At 64.6% G+C, this 25,618-nt stretch carries 18 protein-coding genes; 15 read left to right on the top strand and 3 right to left on the bottom strand.

Annotated features, from left to right (window positions below; genetic code table 11):
• Window positions 1-5: 5 nt before the first annotated feature.
• The 9 genes from FRC98_RS17790 (at window position 6) to FRC98_RS17830 (ending at window position 13,145) form a co-directional block, all read left to right on the top strand.
• Window positions 6-1,328, top strand: coding sequence for a mechanosensitive ion channel family protein (locus FRC98_RS17790; protein WP_146982775.1), 1,323 nt, complete (start codon window positions 6-8; stop codon window positions 1,326-1,328).
• Window positions 1,329-1,563: 235 nt separating this feature from the next.
• On the top strand, window positions 1,564-2,790 hold the full coding sequence (locus FRC98_RS17795; protein ID WP_146982776.1) for a baeRF3 domain-containing protein: 1,227 nt from the start codon (window positions 1,564-1,566) through the stop codon (window positions 2,788-2,790).
• A 178-nt stretch (window positions 2,791-2,968) separates the two neighbouring features.
• Complete coding sequence (locus tag FRC98_RS17800; protein WP_146982777.1) at window positions 2,969-4,195, top strand: serine/threonine protein kinase; 1,227 nt, start codon at window positions 2,969-2,971, stop codon at window positions 4,193-4,195.
• Window positions 4,196-4,366: 171 nt separating this feature from the next.
• On the top strand, window positions 4,367-6,118 hold the full coding sequence (locus FRC98_RS17805; RefSeq protein WP_146982778.1) for an acyl-CoA dehydrogenase family protein: 1,752 nt from the start codon (window positions 4,367-4,369) through the stop codon (window positions 6,116-6,118).
• Between the two features lie 130 nt (window positions 6,119-6,248).
• On the top strand, window positions 6,249-7,487 hold the full coding sequence (locus FRC98_RS17810) for a M20/M25/M40 family metallo-hydrolase (protein ID WP_146982779.1): 1,239 nt from the start codon (window positions 6,249-6,251) through the stop codon (window positions 7,485-7,487).
• A 113-nt stretch (window positions 7,488-7,600) separates the two neighbouring features.
• A complete protein-coding gene (kamB, locus tag FRC98_RS17815) occupies window positions 7,601-8,668 on the top strand; it encodes a lysine 5,6-aminomutase reactivase subunit KamB (RefSeq protein ID WP_146982780.1) in 1,068 nt (355 codons plus the stop codon).
• Between the two features lie 75 nt (window positions 8,669-8,743).
• Window positions 8,744-10,579 (top strand): RCC1 domain-containing protein, encoded by a 1,836-nt coding sequence (locus tag FRC98_RS17820; RefSeq protein WP_146982781.1) that lies wholly within the window; start codon window positions 8,744-8,746, stop codon window positions 10,577-10,579.
• 315 nt (window positions 10,580-10,894) lie between these two features.
• Window positions 10,895-12,706 carry a hypothetical protein gene (locus FRC98_RS17825; RefSeq protein ID WP_146982782.1) on the top strand — a complete coding sequence of 604 codons (1,812 nt, stop codon included), beginning with the start codon at window positions 10,895-10,897 and terminating at the stop codon, window positions 12,704-12,706.
• A gap of 10 nt (window positions 12,707-12,716) precedes the next feature.
• Window positions 12,717-13,145, top strand: coding sequence for a group I truncated hemoglobin (locus FRC98_RS17830; protein ID WP_146982783.1), 429 nt, complete (start codon window positions 12,717-12,719; stop codon window positions 13,143-13,145).
• Between the two features lie 83 nt (window positions 13,146-13,228).
• On the opposite strand, the gene lpdA is transcribed toward FRC98_RS17830, so the two are convergent.
• From lpdA to FRC98_RS17845, 3 genes are all read right to left on the bottom strand, one after another.
• The gene (lpdA, locus tag FRC98_RS17835) at window positions 13,229-14,623 is read right to left on the bottom strand and encodes a dihydrolipoyl dehydrogenase (RefSeq protein ID WP_146982784.1); all 1,395 of its coding nucleotides are present in this window, start codon (window positions 14,621-14,623) and stop codon (window positions 13,229-13,231) included.
• A gap of 138 nt (window positions 14,624-14,761) precedes the next feature.
• A complete protein-coding gene (gene odhB / locus FRC98_RS17840; protein WP_146982785.1) occupies window positions 14,762-15,994 on the bottom strand; it encodes a 2-oxoglutarate dehydrogenase complex dihydrolipoyllysine-residue succinyltransferase in 1,233 nt (410 codons plus the stop codon).
• Between the two features lie 147 nt (window positions 15,995-16,141).
• Entirely contained in the window at window positions 16,142-19,045 is a 2,904-nt protein-coding gene (locus FRC98_RS17845; RefSeq protein WP_146982786.1) for a 2-oxoglutarate dehydrogenase E1 component, read from the bottom strand.
• 493 nt (window positions 19,046-19,538) lie between these two features.
• On the opposite strand from FRC98_RS17845, the gene FRC98_RS17850 reads away from it, so the two are divergent.
• From FRC98_RS17850 to atpD, 6 genes are all read left to right on the top strand, one after another.
• Window positions 19,539-20,009 carry a F0F1 ATP synthase subunit B gene (locus FRC98_RS17850; RefSeq protein ID WP_146982787.1) on the top strand — a complete coding sequence of 157 codons (471 nt, stop codon included), beginning with the start codon at window positions 19,539-19,541 and terminating at the stop codon, window positions 20,007-20,009.
• Between the two features lie 63 nt (window positions 20,010-20,072).
• Window positions 20,073-20,687, top strand: coding sequence for a F0F1 ATP synthase subunit B (locus FRC98_RS17855; RefSeq protein WP_146982788.1), 615 nt, complete (start codon window positions 20,073-20,075; stop codon window positions 20,685-20,687).
• Window positions 20,688-20,753: 66 nt separating this feature from the next.
• Window positions 20,754-21,299, top strand: a complete 546-nt coding sequence (gene atpH, locus FRC98_RS17860) for an ATP synthase F1 subunit delta (protein ID WP_146982789.1) — start codon at window positions 20,754-20,756, stop codon at window positions 21,297-21,299.
• Window positions 21,300-21,400: 101 nt separating this feature from the next.
• The gene (atpA, locus tag FRC98_RS17865) at window positions 21,401-22,957 is read left to right on the top strand and encodes a F0F1 ATP synthase subunit alpha (RefSeq protein ID WP_146982790.1); all 1,557 of its coding nucleotides are present in this window, start codon (window positions 21,401-21,403) and stop codon (window positions 22,955-22,957) included.
• 100 nt (window positions 22,958-23,057) lie between these two features.
• Window positions 23,058-23,933, top strand: a complete 876-nt coding sequence (gene atpG, locus FRC98_RS17870) for an ATP synthase F1 subunit gamma (RefSeq protein ID WP_146982791.1) — start codon at window positions 23,058-23,060, stop codon at window positions 23,931-23,933.
• A gap of 56 nt (window positions 23,934-23,989) precedes the next feature.
• Window positions 23,990-25,615 (top strand): F0F1 ATP synthase subunit beta, encoded by a 1,626-nt coding sequence (gene atpD, locus FRC98_RS17880; RefSeq protein WP_230467749.1) that lies wholly within the window; start codon window positions 23,990-23,992, stop codon window positions 25,613-25,615.
• Window positions 25,616-25,618: the final 3 nt, after the last annotated feature.

Consider the following 25,618-nt stretch of genomic DNA (forward strand, 5'->3'; position numbering starts at 1 on the left):
CAGCGATGATGCAAGGGACGCGCAGCATGTTGAGTCGAGCGATGAGGGTGGGTCTGGCGAGCGGGGCGCTGATGTGCCTGAGCGTCGGGCGAGCCTTTGCTCAGGATACGGGCGCGGAAGCCAGCGGGGTGGAGAGTACTGCGACCGGGCATTCGCCGCTGCCGAGTTATGAGGCGGTGATCGACGATGTGATGGCGCTCAATGTGCTCGATATCGCGATCTGGCGGGTGGGGCTTGCGTGCGTGGTGCTGATGGCGGGCATCTTGATGCGCACCACGTTGCTCGACCGGCTGATGCGGCCGCTGAAGAAGTTAGCCGCGCGCACCGAGACCGATGTTGACGATCGCCTGCTCGCGGCGATTCGCAGGCCGATGGGGTGGCTCTTTAACCTGGTTGCGACCTACGCGGCGGTGCTGATCCTGCAGGTGCCCGAGGCGTTGCATCAGGTCACGGTGCTGGTGCTGCAGACGATGGGCACGGTCTTTGTGGCCTGGATGATCTTCAACGTCGTCGATGCGATCGGGGCGTATCTGGAGGCGCTGGCCCGGCGTACGGATTCGGGCATCGATGATCATCTGGTGCCGCTGTTGAAGCGGGTGATGCGGCTGGCGGTGCTGGTGGTGATGGTGATCACCGTCATTCAGCAGTGGGGCTACGATGTGACCAGCCTCATCGCGGGTTTGGGGCTGGGGGGGCTTGCGTTTGCGTTGGCGGCGCAGTCGACGCTCTCGAACTGGTTTGGGTCGGTGATGATCCTCACCGATCGCCCCTTTACGATCGGCGACCTGGTGGAGTCGGAGCACGGGAAGGGGCGCGTGGTGGAGATCGGGCTTCGCTCCACGCAGATTCGCACGTTTGATCGCACGATCATTACGGTGCCCAACGCCGACATTGCTACGACGGCGGTGGCGAACCTGAGCAAAGAGGGGGTTATTGCGATCTCCACGACCCTGGGCATGACCTACGGGACTTCGAAGGCGGTGATCGAGCGCATCATCGAGCGAATCCGCGAGCTTCTCGGTGAGGATGAGGGCGTGGATAACACGCAGTTCGTGGTGAGTTTTGCCGGCTTTGGAGCCAGCTCGCTGGACATCTATGTGCATTGCTTTGCGCGGGCGACGACCTGGTATCAGTGGCACGCGATCCGCGAGCGGCTCTTCTTTGCGATGATGGACATTGTCAACGAAGAGGGGGGCTCGTTTGCCTTCCCCAGCCAGTCGCTTTACCTGGAGACGCCGGTGCGGGTGGAGGGCGTGCCGGGGCCGGGGATGAGGGAAAACCTGGAGAATGGGACGCGCGCGGGCGCGGGCGCGAAGCCTTCGGCCTGAGCTCAGTGTAAGAGAGGGGGATGATGAGCGCAGCTCGCGTTGGGTCGGGGCGTTTTTTGGGGGGCGTGGGGGCGGGGTGAGGGCTTGTAACGTCTTGAAACTAAAGGGGAATGGGGCGCCGCGCAGCTTGCCGTGGGGGGCTTCGGTCTTACAACTTCGAGAGCGCCAGGGAGGCGTCGGAGGCGGTGGTGGGGAGCCTCTGTTGCACATCAATCCAACGGATGAAGGAGTACGTATGGACCGCTTTGGGACGACCGAATTTCGCGAGCTGGTGGGTGTCAACGCCACCCCGGCGATCTCGATCTACATGCCTGTGGAGCGCCGGGAGATGACGGGGAAGGTCAACCGTCTGAAGTTGCGTGGGCATCTGGAGGAGGCGGAGCGGAGGATCAAGGCGGCCGAGGTGCTCGACGCCGAGGGGAGTGAGGCGATGCTCAAGCCTCTCTATGCGATGGTTGAGGATCGCGACTTCTGGAATCAGTCGGGGGAGGGCGTAGCGCTCTTTGTCTCGCCGGAGTTTCAGCGGGTCTACTGGCTGCCGCGCACCTTTGAGGATGAGGTGGTGGTGGGCGACAACTTCCACACGCGTCCCTTGCTGGGGATGCTGGCCACGCCGGCGAACTACTGGGTGCTGGCCATTGGCGAGGAGCAGGTCAACTTCTGGGAGGGCAGCGTCTCGGGGGCTTCGCCGGTGGAGGTTGAGAATCTGCCCCGCGATCTTCATGACGCGCTCAAGCTCGAAGAGGAGAAAGATCAGGACGGGCTGATGCTGCGCTCGGCGACCGGGCCGCGCAACGGCCGTCCGGGCGGGTTTATGTCGCCGATGGTGCATGGTCACGGCGGCGGGCGCGATCAGCATAAGGCGTATCTGAAGCAGTATTTTACGCGGGTCAGTGAGGCGATCGCCGACTATCTGGGGGAGGCGCAGGGGCCGCTGATCCTTGCGGCGGTGGACTTCTGCCATCCGATCTTCCACGACGCCGCGCGCAGCGCCGGGCTCTCGCAGCTTGTGGAGTCGGGGATTGAGGGCAACGTGCATTTCTGGAGCGACGCGGAGATTCACCAGCGCGCCTGGCCGATCGTTGAGGCCCAGGCTCAGTCCCGGGTGGAGCGAGCGCTGGAGCTCTGGGAGCGCAGCTACGGCAAGGGCAGCGCCGAGATCGATCTTTCGCAGGTCGCGCGTCGGGTGGTTGAGGGGCGCGTGCATATGCTGCTGCTCGATGAGAGTGCGCAGATGCGCGGGGATTTCGACCGCGAGCTGGGGCAGGTCCATGAGCTCGACGACGGGGCCGAAGAGAGTGAGCAGGCCCTGGCCAAGGATGTCTACGATGAGCTGGCCGAGGTGGTCATCGAGATGGGCGGCGAGGTGGTGGTGCTGCCCCATGAGAAGATGCCCAGCCAGACCGGGCTCGGCGCGATCTTGCGCGGCGGGGATTCGCCGATGAACACCTCCCGGGCTTAAGTTCAGGGTGGGGGCGCGCGCCGGGCGCGCGCTCGCGTCGCACCAGGTTTTTACGATCGCACGGAGTAGGGGCGCCGCAGGCTTTGCCTGCGGCGCCCTTCGTGATCTGGTGATAAGCGCGGGGGCTTTGTGGCCTGAGCGCAGAGGGTTTATGGTGGGGCCTCTTTGATGATGTTGGATGGATGAAGGCTGGCAGCCCCGCGAGCGTCTGACGATGACCACGCAGCCCACCGACAAAACGCCACCGAGGCGGCGCTCTTCGACGCAGCCACTCGACACCCCGCAGATGCTGGTGGGTCGAGTGCTGGAGGGACGCTACCGTCTGGACCGGGTGCTCAACGCCGGGGGGATGGGCATTATCTTTGAAGCCTGTCAGCTCTCGGTGAACCGCACGGTGGCGGTGAAGGTGCTCAAGCCCACGCTCACCGGCGATCCCTCGCTGGTGGAGCGCTTTCAGCTGGAGGTGGAGCTGGTCTCGGGCATTGCGCACCCGCATGTGGTGCAGCTGATCGACTCGGGCACCGACGCCGGCGGGCTGACCTACCTTGTGATGGAGTACGTCGACGGGGTGACCTTTCGCCAGGCGTTGCGGCGGGGGCACTTGAAGCTGGCCGACATCCTGGAGGTCTTTGCCCAGGTGTGTGAGGCTCTCATTGAGACGCACGGCCAGCAGATCATTCACCGGGATCTGAAGTTCGATAACATCATGCTCACCCGACAGCGCGACGGGCGGATCCATGTGAAGCTGCTGGACTTCGGGGTGGCCAAGCTGCTCTCCCGCGATCGGGAGTTGACGCAGGGTGGGCAGGTCGCGGGCACGCCCGGGATCATTGCGCCGGAGCTTGTGGACGGGAAGCGGCCCTCGGCCAGCAGCGATCTCTATAGCCTGGGGGTGCTGCTCTTTACGGCGTTGACGGGAGAGGCGCCGTATAAGGGGGATAATGATCTGGCGCTGATGCGCGCGCATAAGACCGAACCTTTGCCCAATTTGCGGGCGCGGGTGGGGGCGGCGGTGCCGGAGGAGGTCATTGAGTTGACCTGCGAACTTCTGGAGAAAGAGGTTGAGCGCCGGCCGCGCGATGCGGCCAAGGTGCGCGACCGGCTTCGGCGGATGCGCGAGACGCAGCTTGTGCGCGATCCGGATGCCTCGGTGTACATCCCGCCGCAGCGCGAGGCGCTGGATACGACCGGGGAGCGCAGCCCGCTGCCGCTGATGTTGCTGGAGCCGGAGGACTCGGAGCGGCCGCGGCTTCCGCCGCGGCGCGAGGGGTTGATCGGGCTTATCTTTCCAGAGCCGCTGGTCGCGCCGATGACGATCGTGACGATGATGAGTCTGATTCTCATCCTGCTGATCGTGGCGTTGATGTACATGCTCTACCAGCAGTTCGGTGCGGTGCCGGGGTGAGCGTGTGAGGAAGAGATTCGGGGGCTTTGCGGTGTTTGTCTGCGGTGTGTAGGTTTGCCCGGTCCGATGGTGCCGAGCGCAGTCGCACGGCGCGCATCGCCCTGAGATGTTGCAAAAACCACCAAACGTGAGCGCTCGCTTACCCGTCGGGCGCATCGAAGGAGTGAGACGATGGCCGACTCGATCGATCCCGGCTTTGAGACGCCGAAGCCCAATGCGCGTGGACGTCAGGCGCTTAATAATTTTGGGGAGGCGCAGCGCCATAATGCCTACCAGGCCGACGCCCATTTTCAGCGGGTGATTCGGCGCTACGCGCGGCCCGAGCGGCTGGAGGCGCTGGAGGAGGCGCTCGATGCGTTCGGGGAGGTGGTGCTCGGTGAGCTTGATGAGGTGGTGCGCAAAAACAATGAGACGACGAATCTACCACAGCTCAGCCGCTACACGGGGTTTGGGGAGCGGGTCGAGCAGATCGATCATCACCCCACCTACCATGAGGCCGGACGATATATTTACGGCTCGGGGGTGATGGCAGCGTATGCGGAGCATCCCAATAATATGGGGGCGCTCAGCCGCTTCTACCTCTCAAGCCTCAACGGGGAGGCCGGGCATAACTGCCCGCTGGCGTGCACCGCGGGGGTGATTCGCGTCTTGCAGGAGTTGGGGAGCGAGGAGCTGAAGGCGAGGTATTTGCCGGGCTTTCTCGATGCTGAGTATGCCAATCACCTGGAGGGGGCGCAGTTCTTGACCGAGATTCAGGGTGGCAGCGATGTGGGCGCCAACGGCACCCGGGCGGTGCGCGAGGATGATGGCAGCTACCGCATCTATGGCGAGAAGTGGTTCTGCTCAAACATCGACGCCGACGTCTTTTTGATGACCGCGCGGATGGAGGAGCTGGGGGCCGAGGGCACCCGTGGGCTGGGGCTTTTTCTGGTGCCGCGCAAGCTCGACGATGGGTCGGTTAATGAATTTTATGTGCGTCGGCTCAAAGATAAGCTGGGCACGCGCTCGATGGCGTCTGGCGAGTGCGATTTCCGCGGCGCACGGGCCGTTCATATGGGGGAGGTCGGCGAGGGGTTCAAGCATATGATGAACCTCGTGATCAACACCTCGCGGCTTTATAACGCGGTGGGGTGCTGCGGGGTGATGCGCCGGGCGTACATTACGGCCAAGCTCTACGCGGACTATCGGGAGGCCTTTGGCCAGGCGATCATCAACTATCCGCTGGTGCAGGAGACCCTGGCCGATGTGCGCGCGGAGCTTGAGGCGATGGTCTCGGCGAACTTCCACCTGACGGCGCTCCAGGATCGCCTCGATGATGGGAAGGCCAGCGAGCGCGAGGGGCAGTTTTTGCGCATGGCCATCAACATCAACAAGTCGCGCACGGCGATGTCGGCGCGCTGGGCGTGTGTGCAGGGCATTGAGGTGCTGGGCGGCAACGGGGCCATTGAGAGTTTCTCGGTGCTGCCGCGTCTTCTGCGCGACGCGATCGTCTATGAGAACTGGGAGGGCACCCACAACACGCTGTATATGCAGGTGTTGCGCGATATGCATCGCTACAAGGTGCACGGTGGCTTCTTTGCGTATTTGAGCGGGCTGCTCGATGAGGTGAAGGGCAAGGAGAAGGCGCGTGCCGATGAGCTGGCCCAGATGTTGGGCGAGCTCTCGGCGAAGGTCGATCGGGTGCTGAGCTTGCAGCAGGCCACAGCGAGCCTGGAGATGCGCGGACTGGTCGATGAGCTGGCCTACCTGCTCTACGCGGTGGTGCGGGTCTGGGAGCGCGACTCGACCGAGCTGCAGGGGGCCGAAGAGGCGATGGACCTGGCCTCGGTGGAGCATTTCCTGGATTTGCGGGTGCGCGGTGTGCGCCGTGTGGATGATTCGGGTTACCTCAAGCGTTTGCAGACGCTGGCCGCGCGCATTTGAGCGTGCGGTGCGCGCAACTTCTCTGAAGAACCCGGGCATGGTGCGGCGCGTCATAATCGAGCGTTGCCAGCGACCTGTGTGGTCACTAGGTTGAGCCCGGAAGTTCACGCAACCCAAGATGAGTGAGATTATGAGCGAGACGAAGCAACCGTGGAACGAGTCGATGCCCGAGGCGCAGTTTAACTTTATGCGCGACATACTCGCCGCCCCCAGCCCCATCGGTCTGGAAGGCGCGATGACTTACGGGGTGCTCAAGCCACGCTTCGACAAGGTGAAGATGGAAGGCTGGGCGGTGCATCAGTTCCGCGGCAACGCCGGTCTGGTGCTCGACACGCACCCGGGTGAGGACGATCGCCTCACGGTGATGATCATCGGTCACGCCGACAAGATCCGCATGCAGGTGCGCAGCATCTCCGACGACGGCAAGATCTGGATCAACAGCGACTCCTTCTTGCCGCTGACCCTGCTGGGCAACGAAGTGATCCTCTTCAGCGAAGATCCGGAGAAGCCGGGCAACTACCGCGAGATCCGCGGGGGCACGATCGAAGCGCTGGGCGCGATTCACTTCGCCGACAGCGCGGTGCGCAGCGGTGATAAGGGACTGAAGCCCGAGCAGCTTTATCTGGAGCTGGGCCTTCACGGCGACGATCGTAAGAAGCAGGTTGAGAAGCTGGGGATCCGCGCCGGCGATCCGATCCTGCTCGATCGCCCCATCCGTCGTGGGTTTGGTCCGGACAGCTTCACCGGGGCGTACCTGGACAACGGTCTGGGTTGCTTTGTGAGCGCGGAGTGCGCGCGCATCCTGGCGGAAGAGGGCGGGCTTAAGAATGTGCGCGTGCTCTTTGCCATCGCCACCCACGAAGAGATCGGCCGCTTCGGCAGCCGGGTGCTCGCTGGCGAGCTGAAGCCCGATGTGGTGATCGGCGTGGACGTGAACCACGACCTTGAGGCGGCCCCGGGTGTGGGCGACAAGCGCTTCACCCCTCTGAAGATGGGCAAGGGCTACACGCTGAGCGTGGGCGCGGTGGCCAGCGAGTTCTTGAACCGCCTCTTTGAAGAGGCCTCGATCGCCCATGAGATCCCGGTGCAGCGCGATGTGTGCGGCCGCGATACCGGCACCGACGCGATGGCGGCGGTCCTGGCGAGCGTGGATGCGGCGGCGACCTCGATCGGGTTCCCGATTCGCAACATGCACACCGTCTCGGAGCTGGGTCATACCGGCGATGTGCTGGCCTCGATCTACGCCATCGTGCGCACCTTGCAGAAGATGGACGAGGCCAACGGCGGCAAGGGCCTGACGGCGGAGGACTTCCGCAACGGGCACCCGCGCCTTGACCAGGTGGAGAAGCTCACCCACCGCGGTGCGTAAGGTCTGAGCCTTAAGAGCGGACGCGCAGCTTGCGTCCGGTGAACCAGCGGCGGGGGTAACCCGTCGCTGGTTTTTTTGATGGAGCATGGGCGTTGGGCGTCAAGGAGCAGGGCGTGAGTCAGGGAGAAGATCGCGAAGAGCCGAAGGGGGAGCGCTGGTGGGAGAGTGGGCGGCTGGCGGTGGTGGGTGTGGCGAAGAACTGCGGGAAGACGACCACACTCAACGCCCTGATCGCGCGTCAGCAAGAGCGAGCGGTGGGGCTTGTGTCGGTCGGCATTGATGGGGAGCAGTCCGATGTGCTGCTGGGCACGGAGAAGCCCGCGATTGTGGTGGGGGAGGGGCATTGGGTGGTGAGCGCGGAGCAGGCACTCTCGCGCTCTACGGCGCCGCTGGAGTACGTCAGGGCGTTAGGGATGAGCTCGCCACTGGGGCAGGTGATGGTGGCCCGGGCCCGGGGCGCTGGCGAGGTGGTGCTGGCGGGGTTGAGGCACCGCGGGGATGTGAGCGCGGCGCTGGGGGCGTTGGAGGAGCTGGGGGCTAATCCGGTCTTTGTGGACGGGGCGTACGGCCGGGTGGTGGGGGCGCATCCGGAGGTGGCGCAGGCGATCGTGATGTCGACCGGCGCGGTGGTGGGGCACTCGGTGCGGGAGGTTGTGCGGCGCACCTCGGATGTGGTCGATCGGCTGACACTGCCGGTGGTGGAGCGGGCGATGTGGCGCGACGCGCTGGCGAGCGCGCAGCGCGAGCAGCGCGCGTATCTGGTCGAAGATGATGGCGAGCTGCGCGAACTTCCGCATGCCTCGGGGCTGGTGGGGTTGAGCCAGGGGCGCAAGTTATGGCGAAGGTCGACGGCGGGGGTGGTGGTGCCGGGGCTTGTGAGCGATCGGGTGCTGGAGGAGCTGCTGGCGGTGGGCACGCAGCGCCGGCGGACGTTGGTAGTGGGCGACGGTACAGCGCTGCACCCGAGCGGGAAGTTGTGGCGACGGTTCAGGCGGAGCTGGGAGGTGCGGGTGGGGCACTCCAGCCGCTTGCTGGCGATCACCTACAACCCGACGTCTGTGACCGGTGCCCACCTCGACGCGCGGGCGTTGCGTCAGGGGCTGGAGGCGCGCTGGCCGCAGGTTCCGGTGTTTAATCCGGTTGACCCCGATGAGGTTGCGCGCATCTTTCGGGAGAGCTGAGGGCAACGAAAAAGGGGCGCGCGCGCTCGCCAGTGGCGAGTGCGGCGAGCATCTATCTGGCAATGAGGGGGGAGCATGAGGATCGGGCGGCGATGGGGGCTGGTGCTGGCGGTGATGTTGCTGGTGGGCGTGGGAACGGGGTGCGGCGATGATGATCCCCCCGAAGATCGCGACGCGGACGTCGAAGACGGGGGCGGTGAGCCCGACGGCGATGAGCCTGACGCCGACGCAGGCCCGGATGTGCCCGATGGCGAGGAGCCCGACATCGATGTGCCCGATGATGGGGAGCCGCCGGGCGATCTTCGACTGGAGGTCGATTCGGTGGACTCACCCGTGACCTTTGAGGGGGCAGAAGCCGAGGTCACGCTGACCTTCTCCTGCGAGCCGGCGGGTTGCGTGACGACCTGTCAGCTCAATGAGCTCGCCGCCGAGCTCTGCACCTCGCCATATCTGGTGGAGGTCGACGCCGGGGAGCATACGGTGGTGATTCGCGCGAGCTATGAGGGGGAGGAGGTGCAGGAGACGGTGTCCTTCCGCACGGTGCAGGTGCCGGCGCTTGAGGTGAGCGCGCCGGCCGAGGGCGATGTGTACCGCGCGGCGTTGGGTGAGGTGGTGGCCACGTGCACCGACCGCGAGGATTGCACGATCACCTGTGAGGTGTGTGCGGATGGAAGTTGCGAGGCGCTGGTCGGCTGCGAAGAGGGTGCGGCGCTGGTGCTGGAGCAGCCGGAGGTGGAGCTGGTGGTGCGCGCCTGCGTGGAGGACGATGGCGAGGAGAGCTGCAACGAGGATCGGCGCACTTATACCCTGGTGGAGCCTCAGTGGAGCGCGTTGTCGCTTGGGGAGACGCACGGCTGCGCGATCCTGGCCGACGCGACGCTTTGGTGCTGGGGCAACAACACCGATGCGCAGCTTGGCAGCCTGGAGCCCGAGCGCTCTCTTGTACCGCTTCTGGTTGAGGGGAGCTGGGCGCAGGTGAGCGCGGGCACAGCGCATAGCTGCGGGATTCGCACCGATGGCACGCTCTGGTGCTGGGGGCAGCAGCAGTACGGGCGGCTGGGCAACGGAGAGGTTGATGTCGACGCGGTCTTCGAGCCGGTGCAGGTAGGTGAGTTCGACGACTGGGATGAGGTGAGCGCGGGCGACTCGTTGACCTGCGGGCGACGCGGCGCAGAGGCCTTTTGCTGGGGTTACAATCCGGCGGGGAGGTTGGGCGTGGGCAGCACCGCCGGGACTGTGCCAACGCCCACGCCGGTGTCGGGTGAGCGCGCGTGGCGTCAGATCAGCACCGGCGCCGAGCATATCTGCGGGCTGACGGAGGCGGATGAGGCGTTCTGCTGGGGGCGAGGGGGCGATGGTCGTCTGGGCTACGGGGGCACCGAGAACCTGAGTGAACCCACAGCGGTTGGGGAGGTGGAAGACGCGACGATGGTGCGCCTGGCGGCGGGTTTTCAGCACACCTGCGCCGATATGGCCACCTCGCGGGGCGCGCGCGTCTTCTGCTGGGGGCCGGCGTCGACCGGGAGGTTGGGCACCGGCGACGACTCGACCACGCTCATTCTGGAACCCAAAGAGGTGGGCACCGACGTGGAGCTCAGCGGCGTGAGCAGCGGCAACATTCACAGCTGCGCGATCGCGCCCGATGATGTGGCCTGGTGCTGGGGTTATAACAACCACGGGCAGATCGGGGTGGAGCAAACCGGCAATGAGCTTGTGCCGATCGAGGTCGACACCACCGAGACTTTTGCGCAGATCGAGGCCGGCAAGATCCACACCTGCGGCATCACCACCGCCGGCGCCCTCCTGTGCTGGGGTGAAAACGGCGACAGCGAGCTCGGGCGCGAGATTGAAGGCACCGAAACCTCCGAGCCCGGGCCGGTGAGCTGGCCCTACGGGCTGGAAGCGCTCTGAGCATCGGGTGGGGGCGGCGCCGCCAGTGGGTTGGCGGCGTCTCCCGAAGTCCGCCGCGCTCACGATGTGTCGCGCCACGTTGCACGCGTACCGGTGAACGCGCAACGGCGCGCCCTTCGGGCGCTGATCGCGGCTGGAGCATCGGTGAAGGTCCGGGCTCGCCAGCACTTTTGGGGGTGGGAGAGCAGAAGTTCGCGTTCGACACTTCAATTCTTGTAACGCCGGGCCTAAGATACTGGCGACAACCCCCCGAAGAGTGATGTCGATGACGCGACGCTGAGCGAAGCTCAGCGCGCGGTGAGTTCAGGAGCTGGTGTGAGAGAGGTCGCAACGATCCAGGGAGAAGATGCGGATCTGAAGGCGGCCCGCCACCGCGCCCGCCGCGTAGTCGTGGAGGTGCTGGAGAGCTACCTGCCGGCGCTCATCGGTGCACTGGCCGAGACGGGCCTGGGTGATGAGGGTCAGGCCGCGCGCATCGAGCGCCTGGTGGTGGCCTTTGAGGCGATGGAGGTGGTTGCGCAGCTTCAGGAGCGCGGCCGCCCGGTGCTCACCACCTTCGATGCGACGGGAGCAGGGGCGCTTAAGGTCAACGCGGCTCTGCTGATGGAGCTCTATCCGCCGGCGCTGGCCGATGCCTTTGCGCCCACGCTGGCGCAACTTCTCGGGCTCTCACCCACCCTGGTCTCATTGCTCTTACGCCTGCGCGACGACCAGCAGGTTCGCAACCTCGCCGGGCAGGCCGCTCGGCATGCGGCGGCGAAGCCGGTGGCCGCCACCAGAATTCCGGCGCTGGTGCGCTGGCGGCTGGCGCGTTTTGAGGCGCGTCATGCTGGGCTGATCGCCGGGTTGAGCGAGTCCGCGTCGAGCTTCGATACCAGCGGACGCGAGCCGCTGATGCGCGCGCTCGCGGCTGAGCCGAGGTGGCCGGAGTGGTTTGACGTGAGTGAGGTGCCCTACCTCCAGAACGCGGTCGAGGCGGCCAGCACCGCGCTGCAGACGACCCCCTGGGCACGCCACGCCGGCGCGCTCACCGAGATGTTGTGGGAGTGCGGCGGGGTGTCTCCGCGCTCGGCGCTGCGGCAGGCCGCGCGCACGCTGCGCACCATCCAGGGTGTGGATCAGGCGCGCGCGCTGCGCCTGGTCGCCGAGGTGCTCGCTGAGGGCGCCGCACCCCAGAGTGGCGAGCTTGAGGCCTGGCCCTCGTTTGCCGAGCTGGCGCAGGTCTGGCGCGATCTTCTCGACCAGGAGGCCCGCCACCTTGGGAGCTGGCGAGCGGCCTCTGGCCAAGATCTCTCGCTCAATGTCTTCGACCCACCTTCCGAGGCCACCGGCCTGAGTGAGCCCGCGAACCTCCCCTGGAGCACGCCCCTTTTATGCTGGTCGACGCGCGAGCGCGACGCCCTGCGCGATCTTCTGCGAGGGATGGAGCGGGCGTTGCAAGGTGCGGCTGCTCCGGTGCGCGCAGGGCAGCTCGGCGCGCGCGCCTTTGAGAAGCGCGCCCCGCTGGCCCAGGGCGAGCGCCAGCCCTGGCGCGTCGGCGTGCCTCGCCGCGTTCCGGCGGCCACCGCCGAGATGGAGGGCGCGATCGACGCGGCCTTTGCCGCGACGCGAGCCTCCATGAACGCGCGCTTTGCCAGCCTGAGCGACGCCGAAAAACAACGCGCCCTGAGCCTCGCCCAGGGGGCCTACAGCGGTTTTCTCACCCGCGCGCGTCAGATCTGGGAGCGACGCCTCGCGTCGGTGCGCGCCGGGAAGGCCGAGCGGGCCTTCGATGGTTTGATCACCGAGGTGGCGCGCTCATTGGGGCTTCCGCTGCTCATCGACGTCTTTGAGAGCCCTGCCCCCAACGCCCCGCTGGCGGCGATGCCTGTCTTTTGCGTGCCCACGATCTGGTCGGATCAGGCCGACTTCGCGCCGATCTGGCTCCCGATCGAGGTCATTGGTGAGTCGCTGGCCACCGCGCCGTTGCGCGTGCGCATGGTCACCTTGAGTCAGGGCGCGTTGCGCTGGGCAGGCGACCACAGCGTGCAGCCTGGCGAGCTGCGGAAGATCCCGACCGAGCGCCTGCTGGGCTCGGTGTATGAGGGCGCGTTGATGATGACGGTGCACCGCCGCGACATCGTTTAAGAGGTCAGTTATGGCAACGAGTAATCCGGGCTGGGATGTGATTGAGGAGGTCGGCGGAAGCGCGCGCATGGAGGCGTTGATGCGCGCCTTTTACGATCGCCTCTTCGACGATCTGATGATCGGCTTCTTCTTTGCGATGAGCGACAAAGAGGCGCTGATCGCCTCGCAGATCGACTATGTGCACGCGCATATCGGCAGCCGTCAGGGCGACTACCAGGGGCCGCCGATTCGGCAGGCGCACCAGAAGATGCCGATCCTCGTGGGCCATTTCGATCGTCGCCACCAGATCCTCATCGATGTGCTTGATCAGTTTGAGGTGCCGCCGCACGTGCGCGAGGCCTGGCTGGGCCTGGATCGGGCGATGCGCGATCTGGTCATTCGCCAGGGCGATCAGGCGCGCGAGGAGATGGGCTACGAGGTGTTTCGGCCCAAAGAGTAGCTCGCCACCCGGCGCATCCACGAAAAAAGCCCGCTCCCCCTGTGCAGGGGAGCGGGCTTTTTCACAGGCGGTGCGGCGTTGGCTCAAAGGTTGAGCGTGCGGCCATCCACATCCAGCGCTGCTTCTTTAATAACTTCGGCAAGCGTGGGGTGGGCGTGGCTGGAGCGCGCGATGTCTTCGGCGCTGGAGCCAAACTCCACGGCCACCGCCAGCTCGGCGATCAGGTCGCCGGCGCGCGGGCCGATGATATGCGCGCCCAGGATGCGGTCGGTCTCAGCGTCGGCCAGGATCTTCACAAAGCCTTCGGTATCATTGAGCGCACGGGCGCGGCCGTTGGCTTTGAAGGGGAACTTGCCGGCCTTGAATTTGATGCCGGCCTCTTTGAGCTGCTGTTCGGTCTTGCCCACCGAGGCGATCTCGGGGTGGGTGTAGACCACGTCGGGGATCGCGTCGTAGTTAACGTGCCCGGCGATGCCCTTGATGCGCTCGACGCAGGCCACGCCCTCGTGCTCGGCCAGGTGTGCGAGCATCGGGCCGGGGATCACGTCGCCGATGGCGTAGACGCCTTCGACCGAGGTCTCGTAGTGCGCGTTGACCTCGATGAAGCCGCGCTTGTTGGTCTCCAGGCCGATGTTCTCCAGGCCCAGGCCTTCGGTGTAGGGCTTGCGGCCCACGCCCACCAGCAGGCGGTCGCATTCGATGGTCTTGGACTCGCCCTTTTGCTCAAAGGTGGCGATGACTTTGCCGTCTTTGACTTCGGCGCCGGTCACTGCTGCGCCCAGCTCAAAGTCGATGCCCTGCTTCTTGAAGACGCGCTGCGCCAGGCGCGAGACGTCTTTGTCGGCGCGGCCGCCGAAGATCTCATCGAGGTATTCGATGACGGTGACTTTGGCGCCCAGGCGACGCCACACCGAGCCGAGCTCCAGGCCGATAACGCCGGCGCCGATGATCACCAGGTGCCCGGGGACTTCCTGGAAGTCGAGCGCGCCGGTGGAGTCGACGATGTACTCCTTGTCGAGTTCCACGCCGGGAAGCGTGATGGGCTTGGAGCCGGTGGCGATGAGGATGCGCTCGGTCTCCAGCGTCTCCACCGAACCGTCGTCCTTCTTCACCTCGACCTTTTTGGTGTCGACAATGGTGCCGTGGCCCTGGAAGGTGGCGATGTTGTTCTTCTGAAAGAGGCCGGCCACGCCGCCGGTGAGGCTGGCGACGACCTCGTCTTTGCGAGCGAGCATCTTCTTAAGGTCGAAGCTCACCTCGCCAATGATGATGCCGTGGTCGCCAAAATGATCTTTGGCCTCTTCGTAACGCTCGCTCGACTCGAGCAGCGCCTTCGACGGGATGCAGCCCACGTTGAGGCAGGTGCCGCCGAAGGTGGCGTAGCGTTCGACGACGGCGACTTTCATGTCGAGCTGGGCGGCGCGGATGGCGGCGATGTAGCCGCCGGGGCCAGAACCGATCACAACGAGATCATACATAGCAACAGCCTTTGTTCAGGGGCGTTGAGGTCATCGCGAGCGCGCCGATCGCGGGGGCGACCAGGCCATATGGGCGAAGAGGCCGGGGCGTGGGCCCCGACCTCTTAAGGTCGCGCTGGGAGCGCTGCTCGCCAGGGATCAGACTTCGAGCAGGATGCGCTCGGGGTTCTCCAGGCATTCTTTGATGCGGACCAGGAAGCTGACCGCCTCGCGACCATCGATGATGCGGTGGTCGTAGGAGAGGGCCAGGTACATGATCGGGCGGATCTCGACCTTGCCATCGATGGCGACCGGGCGCTCCACGATGTTGTGCATGCCCAGGATACCCGACTGCGGCGGGTTGAGGATGGGCGTGGAGAGCATCGAGCCGTAGATGCCACCGTTGGAGATGGTGAAGGTGCCACCCTGCAGCTCAGGCAGCGTCAACTTGTTGTTGACGGCCTTGTCGACGAGTTTGCCCAGCTCCTGCTCGGTCTGCGCGAAGCTGTATTGGTCGGCGTTCTTGAGCACCGGCACCACCAGCCCGCGGCCACCGCCGACGGCCACGCCGATGTTGTAGTAGTTCTTGTAAACAACATCGTTGCCGTCGATCTCGGCGTTGACCGAGGGGAAGGCCTTGAGCGCTTCGATCGAGGCTTTGATGAAGAAGGACATGAAGCCCAGCTTGATGCCGTACTTCTTAACGAAGCGATCCTGGTACTGCTTGCGCAGCGCCATGATCTCGGTCATGTCGACTTCGTTGAAGGTGGTGAGCATCGCGGCGTTGTGCTGGGCTTCGACCAGGCGGCGCGCCACGGTCTGGCGCAGCTTGCTCATGGTCACGCGCTCTTCGAGCGCGCCCTGATCAACGGCGGGGCGAGAGGCTTCCACGGCTTTTTCGGCTTCGGCTTTCTTGCTGGACTTGCCGCCATCTTTGATGTGCTCGAGCACATCGCCCTTGGTGACGCGTCCGCCCGGGCCGGTGCCCTTGATGTCGGCCAGCTTCAGGTTGTTCTCTTCGACCAGGCGCTGAACCGCCGGGCCAACCTTATCGTGGTCGGCGCCGTCGCCCTCGTCGGAGGCCGCGGCAGCTTTGGGGGCCACGTCAGCCGAGGCCTCAGCTTTGGTGTCGCCGGCGTCGCCGCCTTTGGACTCGCCAGGCTCGATGTCGGCGATGACATCGCCCGGGTTAACGGAGTCATCGATGGCAAAGCGCAGCTTCTTGATGGTGCCTGCGACCGGCGCGGGAACCTCGACGGTGATCTTGTCGGTCTCCAGCTCGGCAATGATCTCGTCTTCTTCGACGAAATCACCTTCTTTTTTCAGCCATTCAGCGATGATCGCCTCGGTGACAGACTCACCAAGGGTGGGGACCTCTACGGGTACGCTCATGTAAGGCCTCGTAGGCGTGCAACGTAAGAACTAATAGTACAGGGGCTCACTAACACAACATGGATCGGCGAAGCGCAGCCTCGCCGCGCCCAAGGGGTTACCAGACCTGGGCGCTGAAACACAAGCCCGCCGGGGGCTTGTCGGGGTTTAATCGAGGGTCTCGGCGAAGGCTTTGGTCACCAGCGCGCGCTGCTCAAGCTCGTGGCTCTCGTAGGCACCGGTGGCCGGGCTGGCGCTGGCCACGCGTCCGACGTAGGCCGGAAGCGGATCGGCACCGAAGAGCTCGATGAGACGCGGGAAGATGTAGTGCCAGGAACCCATGTTCTTGGGCTCTTCCTGGACCCACACGATCTCGCGGGAGTTCTTGAAAGGCGCGACCGCGTCCTGAAGAAGTTTGCCTTCGAGCGGGTAGAGCTGCTCGACGCGCACGATGGCGACATCGTCGATGCCCTGCTCGGCGGCGTAGTCGCAGAGGTCGTAGTAGACCTTTCCGGAGCAAAGCAGCACGCGGCGGACTTTCTCGGTGTTCACCGACTCGCGCGTCTCTTTGAGGATGGGCTGGAAGCCCACGGTGGTGAAGTCCTCCATGGGGCTGACCGCGTCTTTGTGGCGCAGCAGGCTCTTGGGGCTCATCACGATCAGGGGCTTGCGCGCGCTGTGCAGCACCTGGCGGCGCAGCGCGTGGAAGTACTGCGCCGGCGTGGTCATGTTGCAGACGTACATATTGTCGCCGGCGCAGAGCTGGAGGAAGCGCTCCAGGCGAGCGGAGGAGTGCTCCGGGCCCTGGCCCTCGTAGCCGTGGGGGAGGAGGAGGGTGAGCGCGCTGAGGCGCTTCCACTTATCTTCGCCGGAGTTGATGAACTGGTCGATGATGACCTGGGCGCCGTTGACGAAGTCGCCGAACTGCGCCTCCCAGAGCACGAGCGCGTCGGGGGAGTCGAGGCTAAAGCCGTACTCAAAGCCCAGGACCGCGTTCTCGGAGAGGGTGGAGTTGTAGATCTCGATGGAGGCCTGGTCTTCCTTGAGGTTGCGCAGCGGCCAGTAGCCTTCACCGGTCTCGGTGTCGAAGAGGGCGGCGTGGCGGTGGCTGAAGGTGCCGCGGATGCAGTCCTGGCCGGTCATGCGGATGCGCGTGCCGTTGATCAGCAGCGACGCAAACGCCAGCGCCTCGCCAGTGCCCCAGTCGGCCGGGGCCTCGCCAGATGCGACCTGCTCGCGACCTTTGAGGAAGCGGCGCAGCGTGCGGTGCACGTTGTGGCTCTCGGGGACTTCGGTGAGTTTGCGGGCGAGCTCTTTGAAAAGATCTTCATTGATGGGCGCGTCGTTTCCGGCGCCGGCTTCGAGTTCGCCGCCGTGGTACGGCGTCCACAGCCCGTCGAGGCTGCTGATGGACTTGCGCTGGGGCTGCTCGCGCACCTCTTTGAAGACTTCGCCGTAGTAATCCATGCGCTCGTTCCAGACCGCCTCGGTCTGGTCGGCGCTCATGATCTGGCGCTCGATGAGGCTGTCGACGTACTTCTCGCGCACCGGCTTGGAGCTGTCGATGGCGCCGTACATCTCAGGCTGGGTGAAGCGGGGTTCGTCGCCTTCGTTGTGGCCGTAGCGGCGGTAGCAGACCAGGTCCACGATGACATCTTCGCCAAAGCGCTGGCGGTACTGCATGGCGAGCTTCATCACGCGCACGCAGGCTTCGGGGTCGTCGCCGTTGACGTGGAAGATCGGCACTTCCAGCATCTTCGCCACGTCGGTGGCGTAGGTCGTGGAGCGGCCGTCTTCGGGGTTGGTGGTGAAGCCGATCTGGTTGTTGATCACCACGTGGATGGTGCCGCCGACGTTGTAGCCTTTGACGCGCGCCAGGTTGAGCGACTCGGTCACGATGCCCTGGCCGGAGAAGGCTGCGTCGCCGTGCAGGAGCAGCGGCAGGAGCTTCTGGCGGGCGGCCTCGGTGCCCAGGCGATCTTGTTTGGCGCGCACGCGCCCCAGGACCACCGGGTTCACAAACTCGAGGTGGCTGGGGTTAAAGCAGAGCGAGAGGTGAACGGTCTTGCCGTTGCGCGTGGGGTGATCGCTGGAGAACCCCATGTGGTATTTGACGTCGCTGCTGCCGACGTACTCCTCGGGGGTCTGGACTTTTTCGAACTCCGAGAACATCGCCTCAGCGGGCTTGTTCATGATGTTGTGGAGCACGTTGAGGCGACCGCGGTGGGCCATGCCCACGACGACCTCTTCGACGCCGGAGTCGGCGGCCTCTTCGAGCATGAAGTCGAGCATCGGGATCAGCGACTCCCCGCCGGTGAGCGAGAAGCGCTTGGCGCCGACGTACTTCTTATGCAGGAAGGTCTCAAAGGCGTCGGCGTCGACGAGCTTTTTGAGGATGTGCGGGCCGTCGGCGGCGACATCGAGCGGGGCGTAGTCGTTGCGCTCGATGCGATCGCGCAGCCAGGTGCGGGACTGGCTGCCCGGCATGTTCTGGTATTCGACGGCGATGTGGCCGCAATAAAGATCGCGCAGGCGCTGGAGAAGATCGCCCAGGGTCACTTCGCGGGAGCCGAAGAGGGGCTCGTAGTTGACCTTCGCCTTAAGATCGCCGGAGGTGAAGCCGTAGAGCGAGGGCTCAAGCTCCGGGGGGGCGGGGCGGCGCGGACGATCGAGGGGATCGATCTTCGCGATCAGGTGACCGTGGAGGCGGAAGGCGCGCACGATCGCCTCGACGCGCGCGGCAAACCCCTCGGTGCGGCCGGGAGCCTTCACCGTGATCCCTTCGGCCTTATCCACCCAGACCGCCTCGCCACCCAGATCCCGGGTGGGGACGCGGGCCGGCTCAAAGATCGAGCGGGGCTTGAAGTGGGGGGCGCCACTGTTGACCGGGGCGTCGCCGCCAAAATACTCCTGGAAGATCGGCTTCCAGCTCGGATCGACCGAGGAGGCGTCTTCCAGGTACTGGCGGTAGAGATCCTCGATAAACGCGAGGTTCTCCCCGGTAAATTGGCTGTCGGAGGCGGTGGGCCGGGGCGAGTTGGGTGCTTGCTCGTTGGAGTCTTTCACGGTCATCAACTTCTGAAGGACAAAGGATGCAAGTCGAGCGGCCTGGTCGTGTCCCATAACGACCCGGGCGCGAAGCTATTTCTCAGAGCTTGGAAGAGGTGGCGAGCAGGGCTCCCCGGAGGGGGAGAAAGCCGGGCAAATGGCAGGTCGGTCCCGGCGCAGATGTGGAGCGATCGGTGGGGCGCGTCGGATGCGGCGCGCGGGGTAGCCAGCAGCAATAAAGAGATGAGAGGCGCACATCAAGGATCGGGTGCAGGTACCGGGTTTAAAAAAAGCGCCCCGAGGGCGCCTGATCATTACAATAACGATGGGACCAACGCGGTCAAGAAAGATCGCGGCAGAAATGGGGCCAGCCGGCTTGCGCAGCCCCCGGGAGATGCCTTCCTTGACACCTTTGAAAACACCGTGTTAAAGCCGCGACGGTTTTCCCGCAAAACGGCCAAGAGGGCCAGAAATAAGGCGGGAAGCGCAACTTCCCGCTGACTTAAAAGGCGCCACGATGATCGATGTAATGACCGCTTCAAGTCCGCTGCTCGTCGCAGCGGTTGCGATCGACATAGACGGCACGCTCTTCGTTCAGATGGGCGCGTTCTTGCTCGTCTTTGTGATCCTGAACTTCGTCCTGATCAAGCCCTACCTCAAGACGGTGGAAGCACGCGAAGAGAGCGTGCAGGGCTCCTCCGAAGAGGCCGGTGAGATGGACGCACAGGCCGCCGTGCTCACCGCTTCCTACGATGAGAAGCTGAGCAAAGCGCGCCGCGAGGCCCAGGATGTGCGCGAGTCCCTGCGCAATCAGGGGCTGGCCGAGCAGGACGATATCCTCGAAGAGGTGCGCGAGGAGCTCGGCGGCAAGCTGGCCGAAGAGCGCAAGGTGATCGAGGATCGCGTGGTTGCGGCCCGCGCCGAGATCGACGAGCGTGCCCGTGCGCTGGCCGAGGCGATGGTTCAGAAGGTGCTCCCGCAGGGATAAGCCGTTGAGCGCGCGTCTTTCTAAGGACGGCGCGCCCACTCCTAAGTTAGTCAGGACAAGAACATGACTTCGAAACTTCTTCGCGTGGCGGGCTCCCGGCGGGCGATCTTTGTGCAGGTGCTTGTGCTCCTGGTGTGCGTGAGCGCGCCTGCGTTTGCGGCGGCTTCCGGTGAGGGCCACGGCTTCCCCTGGAAGTACTGGTTTACCGGCATCTTCAACCTGCTGGTGTTCCTGGGGATCATCATCAAGTTTGGTGGCCCGGCGATCCGCGACTTCTTTGCCAACCGCCGCGAGACCTTCCTGGCGGACATGAACGCCGCCAGGCTCGCCCGCGAGCAAGCCGAGGCTCGCCTGGCCGAGCTCAACGCGAAGCTCGAGGCGCTGGAGCGCGATCGTCAGTCGATGCTCGACGAGTACCACGCTCAGGGTGAGCGCGAGAAACAGCGCCTGATCGACGCCGCCAAGAAGAGCGTCGAGAAGATGCGGGCCGACGCCGAGCTGACCATCCAGCAGGAGGTCAAGCGCGCGGTGGCCATGCTCGAAGAGCAGGCGGTCAACACCGCCCTGGAGATGGCGCAGCGCGTGGCGAGTGAGCGCGTGGATGCCGGTGTGCAGAACAAGCTCGTCGAGAGCTACGTTGCCGAGCTGGGCAAGGCGTCTTCGGCGGCTAAGAACTGAATGGTTTTCAGGCGCCCTCAAACCGCCGAAGTTCCGGTCTGAGCAGAGCGCTTATCAGGAGTAGATATGGCAAAGGTACCGGTAGCCCGACGATACGCCCGCGCGCTGCTCGAGCTCGCAAGCGAGCAGAAGAAGCTCGAGCCGATTCACGGCTCGCTGAGCTGGTTGAGCGAGGCGTTTGATCAGAGCGAGACGCTGCGTCAGGCGCTGCTCAACCCCGGGGTCAAGCTCAAGGAGCGCCGCGCGGTGATCGAAGCGCTGGCTCAGAAGCAGGGCTGGGATCAGCTCTTTAAGAACTTTGTGATGCTGCTCCTCGACCGCGATCGCCTGCGCTATGTGCGCGAGATCGCCGAGGATTTCAGCGCCGGTGTCGACGAGAAGGCCGGCCGGGTTCGCGCTCGCGTGAGCAGCGCCACGGCGCTGAGCGACGCGCAGCTGGCCGAGGTCAAGGCGGCGCTTGCGAAGATGACGGGTAAAGAGGTGCTGGTGGAGACGTCGGTGGACGAGGCTCTCATCGGCGGGGTCGTCGCGCGGGTCGGCGGCTCGATCTACGACGGTTCGGTGCGCACTCAGCTCAAGCGGATGCGCGAAGCGATTCTCAAAGAAGTCTAATTACGGATCACCGAGGGCGCCGTTGCCCCGGCCCGAGCTTGCGAGATGCGAGTCGGCCTACCGGGATATGAGTGACCCCCGAGCTCAAGGGTAAGTGCAAGATGGACATTAACATCGCAGAGATCAGCTCCATCATCAAAAAGCAGATCGAGAACTACGACTCGCGTATGGAGACCAGCGAGACGGGTACGGTTATCTCGATCGGTGATGGTATCGCGCGCGTTTACGGTCTGGAGTCGGCGATGGCCGGCGAGCTGCTGGAGTTCCCGGGCGAAGTCTACGGGATGGTGCTCAACCTGGAAGAAGACAACGTCGGTGTTGCGCTTCTGGGTAGCGACCGCGGCATTGTTGAGGGCGACGAGGTCAAGCTGACCGGTCGCATCGTCGACGTTCCGGTGGGTCCGGCGCTGGAAGGCCGCGTGGTCAACGCGCTGGGCATGCCGATCGACGGCAAGGGCCCGATCGAGAGCGACCTTCGCTCGCGTATCGAGGTCAAGGCCCCCGGCATCATTCCGCGCCAGAGCGTTGGCGAGCCGATGCAGACCGGCCTTAAGGCCATCGACTCGATGGTGCCGATTGGTCGTGGTCAGCGTGAGCTGATCATTGGTGACCGCCAGACCGGTAAGACCGCGGTGGCCATCGACACGATCATCAACCAGAAAGACACCGGCGTAAAATGCATCTACGTCGCCATCGGTCAGAAAGAGTCGACCGTTGCGCAGACCGTGGAGAAGCTCAAGCGTTTTGGTGCGATGGAATACACCACGGTGGTCTCGGCGACGGCCTCGCAGCCGGCGCCCCTGCAGTACCTTGCGCCTTACTCCGGCGTTGCGATGGGCGAGTACTACCGCGACAACGGCCAGCACGCGCTGATCGTGTACGATGACCTCTCCAAGCAGGCCGTGGCCTACCGCGAGCTCTCGCTGCTGCTTCGTCGTCCGCCGGGACGTGAAGCCTACCCCGGGGACGTCTTCTACATTCACAGCCGTCTGCTCGAGCGCGCCGCCAAGATGAGCGACGCCGAGGGTGGTGGTAGCCTCACCGCGCTGCCGATCATTGAGACCCAGGCCGGCGACGTCTCCGCCTACATTCCGACCAACGTCATCTCGATTACCGACGGTCAGATCTTTTTGGAGACCGACCTCTTCAACGCCGGTGTTCGCCCGGCGATTAACGTCGGTATCTCGGTGAGCCGCGTCGGTGGTGCCGCGCAGATCTCGGCGATGAAGAACGTCGCCGGTACGCTCCGCGTGGACCTTGCGCAGTATCGCGAGCTGGAGGCGTTCAGCCAGTTTGCCTCCGACCTCGACAAGACGACCCAGGCGCAGCTGGCCAAGGGCGCGCGACTGGTGGAGCTGCTCAAGCAGACCCAGTACAGCCCGCTGGATGCGGCCAAGCAGGTCATGATCATCTTCGCCGCCAACGCCGGCCTGCTCACCGCGCTGGCGGTCAGCGACCTCAAAGCGTACGAAGAGGGCCTGTACAGCTTCGCGGAGAGCAAAGATCCGAAGATCTGGGACGCCATCAAGGGCGACAAGAAGTTCGGCAAGAAGGCGGGCACCGACGGGCAGAGCGAGGTCACGGCGAAGGTGCTGGCGATCCTCGAAGAGTACACCGAGAACTTCAAAGCGCAGCGTGAGGCGGCGGCCGCCGAGTAATCTCTCAAGCGGCGAAGATTGAAGTTTAAAGGGCCGCCCGGCCGCGCTGAAAAGCGAGAAGGGTCGGGCGGCTCTCTCCACCACCAAAGAAGACGTCGACATGCCAAATCTCAAGGACATCCGCAAGCGGATCGGGTCGGTCAAGAACACCCAGAAGATCACGCGGGCGATGAAGATGGTCGCCGCCGCCAAGCTGCGCCGTGCGCAGGAGCGTATGGAGGCCTCGCGCCCCTATGCGGTCAAGATGGGGGAGGTGATCGATAGCCTGGCCTCGCGCGTGGATCCGGAGTCGCACCCCCTGCTTGCCCGTCGCGAGCTGCGGGAGAAGGCGCTGGTGATCGTGGTCAGCAGTAACCGCGGGTTGTGCGGTGGCTTTAACACCAACCTCTTTCGTCGGGTCGACCGCTTCCTCAAAGAGCTGGTCACCGCCGGCGAGAAGGTCGATGTGGTGACCGTGGGTCGCAAGGCGGCGGGTCATTACGGGCGCAGCGTCCACCCGGTTGTGCGCAGCTACGACGATGTGATCGGGGCGATCGATTACAGCCAGGCCAAGCGCATCGCCCAGGAGGCGATGAACGAGTACCTCCAGGGCGACTACGAGGCGGTCTACATCTGTTATAACCGCTTCGTCTCGGCGATCGCGGTCGAGCAGATGGTGCATCCGCTGCTTCCCTTTGCGACCAACGACGAGCAGGCCGACGATGTGCAGGCCAGCGCCGATTATATCTACGAGCCGGACGTCGACACGCTTCTCGGGCGTCTTCTCCCCGGGCATATCGAGGTCCAGGTGCTGCAGGCGCTCCTGGAGAGTGAGGCCAGCGAGCAGGCGTCGCGGATGACGGCGATGGATAACGCCACCAACAACGCCACCGACATGATCGCGTCGCTCACCCTGCAGTACAACCGCGCGCGTCAGGCCTACATCACCAAAGAAATCGTCGAGATCGTCAGCGGTTCCGAATCGCTCAACAGCTAAAACAGGCCTGAGAGGGCCTTACCCTTTTAAGCAATCCGAATTTCAGGAGTATCGATATGGCGGCAGAACCGGTGAACACAGAAGCGGGCCAGCAGGCCACAAAACTTGGGTCCATCAAGCAGGTCCTTGGTCCGGTTGTGGACGTGGCCTTCGCCACCGACGCGGTGCCCGATCTGTTGACGGCGCTGCTGGTGACCAACCCGGGTCTCTCCGATGAGGAAGACAACCTGGTGTTGGAAGTTGCGCTCCACCTGGGTGAGGGCGTGGTGCGTACCATCGCCATGAGCTCGACCGACGGTCTGGTGCGTGGGATGAAGGTCAAGAACACCGGCGCGCCCATCAACGTGCCGGTCGGTCGTGAGGTGCTCGGTCGTATTCTCAACGTCGCCGGCAAGCCCGTCGACGAGATCAGCGTGCTGCGTCTCAACGACGGCAAGGTCGTTCGCGGCATCATCTCCGAGGAAGGCGAGACCTCGTACACGGTGAAAGTGCGCGACCTTAAGCACGTGCATGACATCACGGATGTGACCGTCTCGAAGACCAACGTCAAAGAGATCGTGTCGCTTGAAGCGACGCAGACCCTTCCGATTCACCGCCCGGCTCCGAAGTTCGAGGAGCAGTCCACGGCCAGCGAGATGTTCGAGACGGGCATCAAGGTCGTCGACCTCCTCGCCCCGTACTCGCGTGGTGGTAAGGTCGGCCTCTTCGGCGGCGCCGGCGTCGGCAAGACGGTTCTGATTCAGGAACTGATCAACAACGTGGCGCTTGCCCACGGTGGTTTCTCGGTCTTCGGCGGCGTCGGTGAGCGTACCCGTGAAGGAAACGACCTCTACTTCGAGATGATGGAGTCGGGGATCATGGGCGCCAACGGCACCTGGGAAGAGTCCAAGGTTGCCCTGGTGTTCGGTCAGATGAACGAGCCGCCCGGAGCGCGTGCGCGCGTGGCGCTCTCCGCGCTGACCATCGCGGAGTACTTCCGCGACTCGGAAGGCCAGGACGTGCTTCTCTTCATCGACAACATCTTCCGCTTCACCCAGGCCGGCTCGGAGGTCTCCGCGCTTCTCGGCCGTATCCCCTCCGCGGTCGGTTACCAGCCGACGCTGGCCACCGAGATGGGCGCGCTTCAGGAGCGTATTACCTCGACGACCAAGGGCTCGATTACGTCCGTTCAGGCCGTCTACGTTCCCGCCGATGACCTTACGGACCCCGCGCCCGCGACCGCGTTCGCTCACCTTGATGCGACGACGGTTCTCTCGCGTCAGCTGGCGTCGCTGGGTATCTACCCGGCGGTCGACCCGCTCGACTCCACCAGCCAGATTCTCACCCCGGAGATCGTGGGTGAGGAGCACTATCAGGTGGCGCGTGACGTGCAGTCGGTGCTTCAGCGCTACAAAGAGCTTCAGGACATCATCGCCATTCTCGGCATGGACGAGCTGGCCGAGGAAGACAAGCTGGTCGTGGCGCGCGCCCGTAAGATCCAGCGCTTCCTCTCGCAGCCCTTCCACGTCGCCGAGCAGTTCACCGGCATGAAGGGCAAGTACGTGAAGCTCGAAGACACCATCGCCGGGTTCAAGGCGCTTGTGAACGGTGAGGTTGATGACCTTCCCGAGCAGGCCTTCTACCTGGTGGGTACGCTGGATGACGCCCGCGAAGCGGCTGAGCGTCTGGCGGCTGAGGCGTAATCG

Origin of the sequence: Lujinxingia vulgaris (assembly GCF_007997015.1) — a bacterium.
Taxonomy (GTDB): domain Bacteria; phylum Myxococcota_A; class Bradymonadia; order Bradymonadales; family Bradymonadaceae; genus Lujinxingia; species Lujinxingia vulgaris.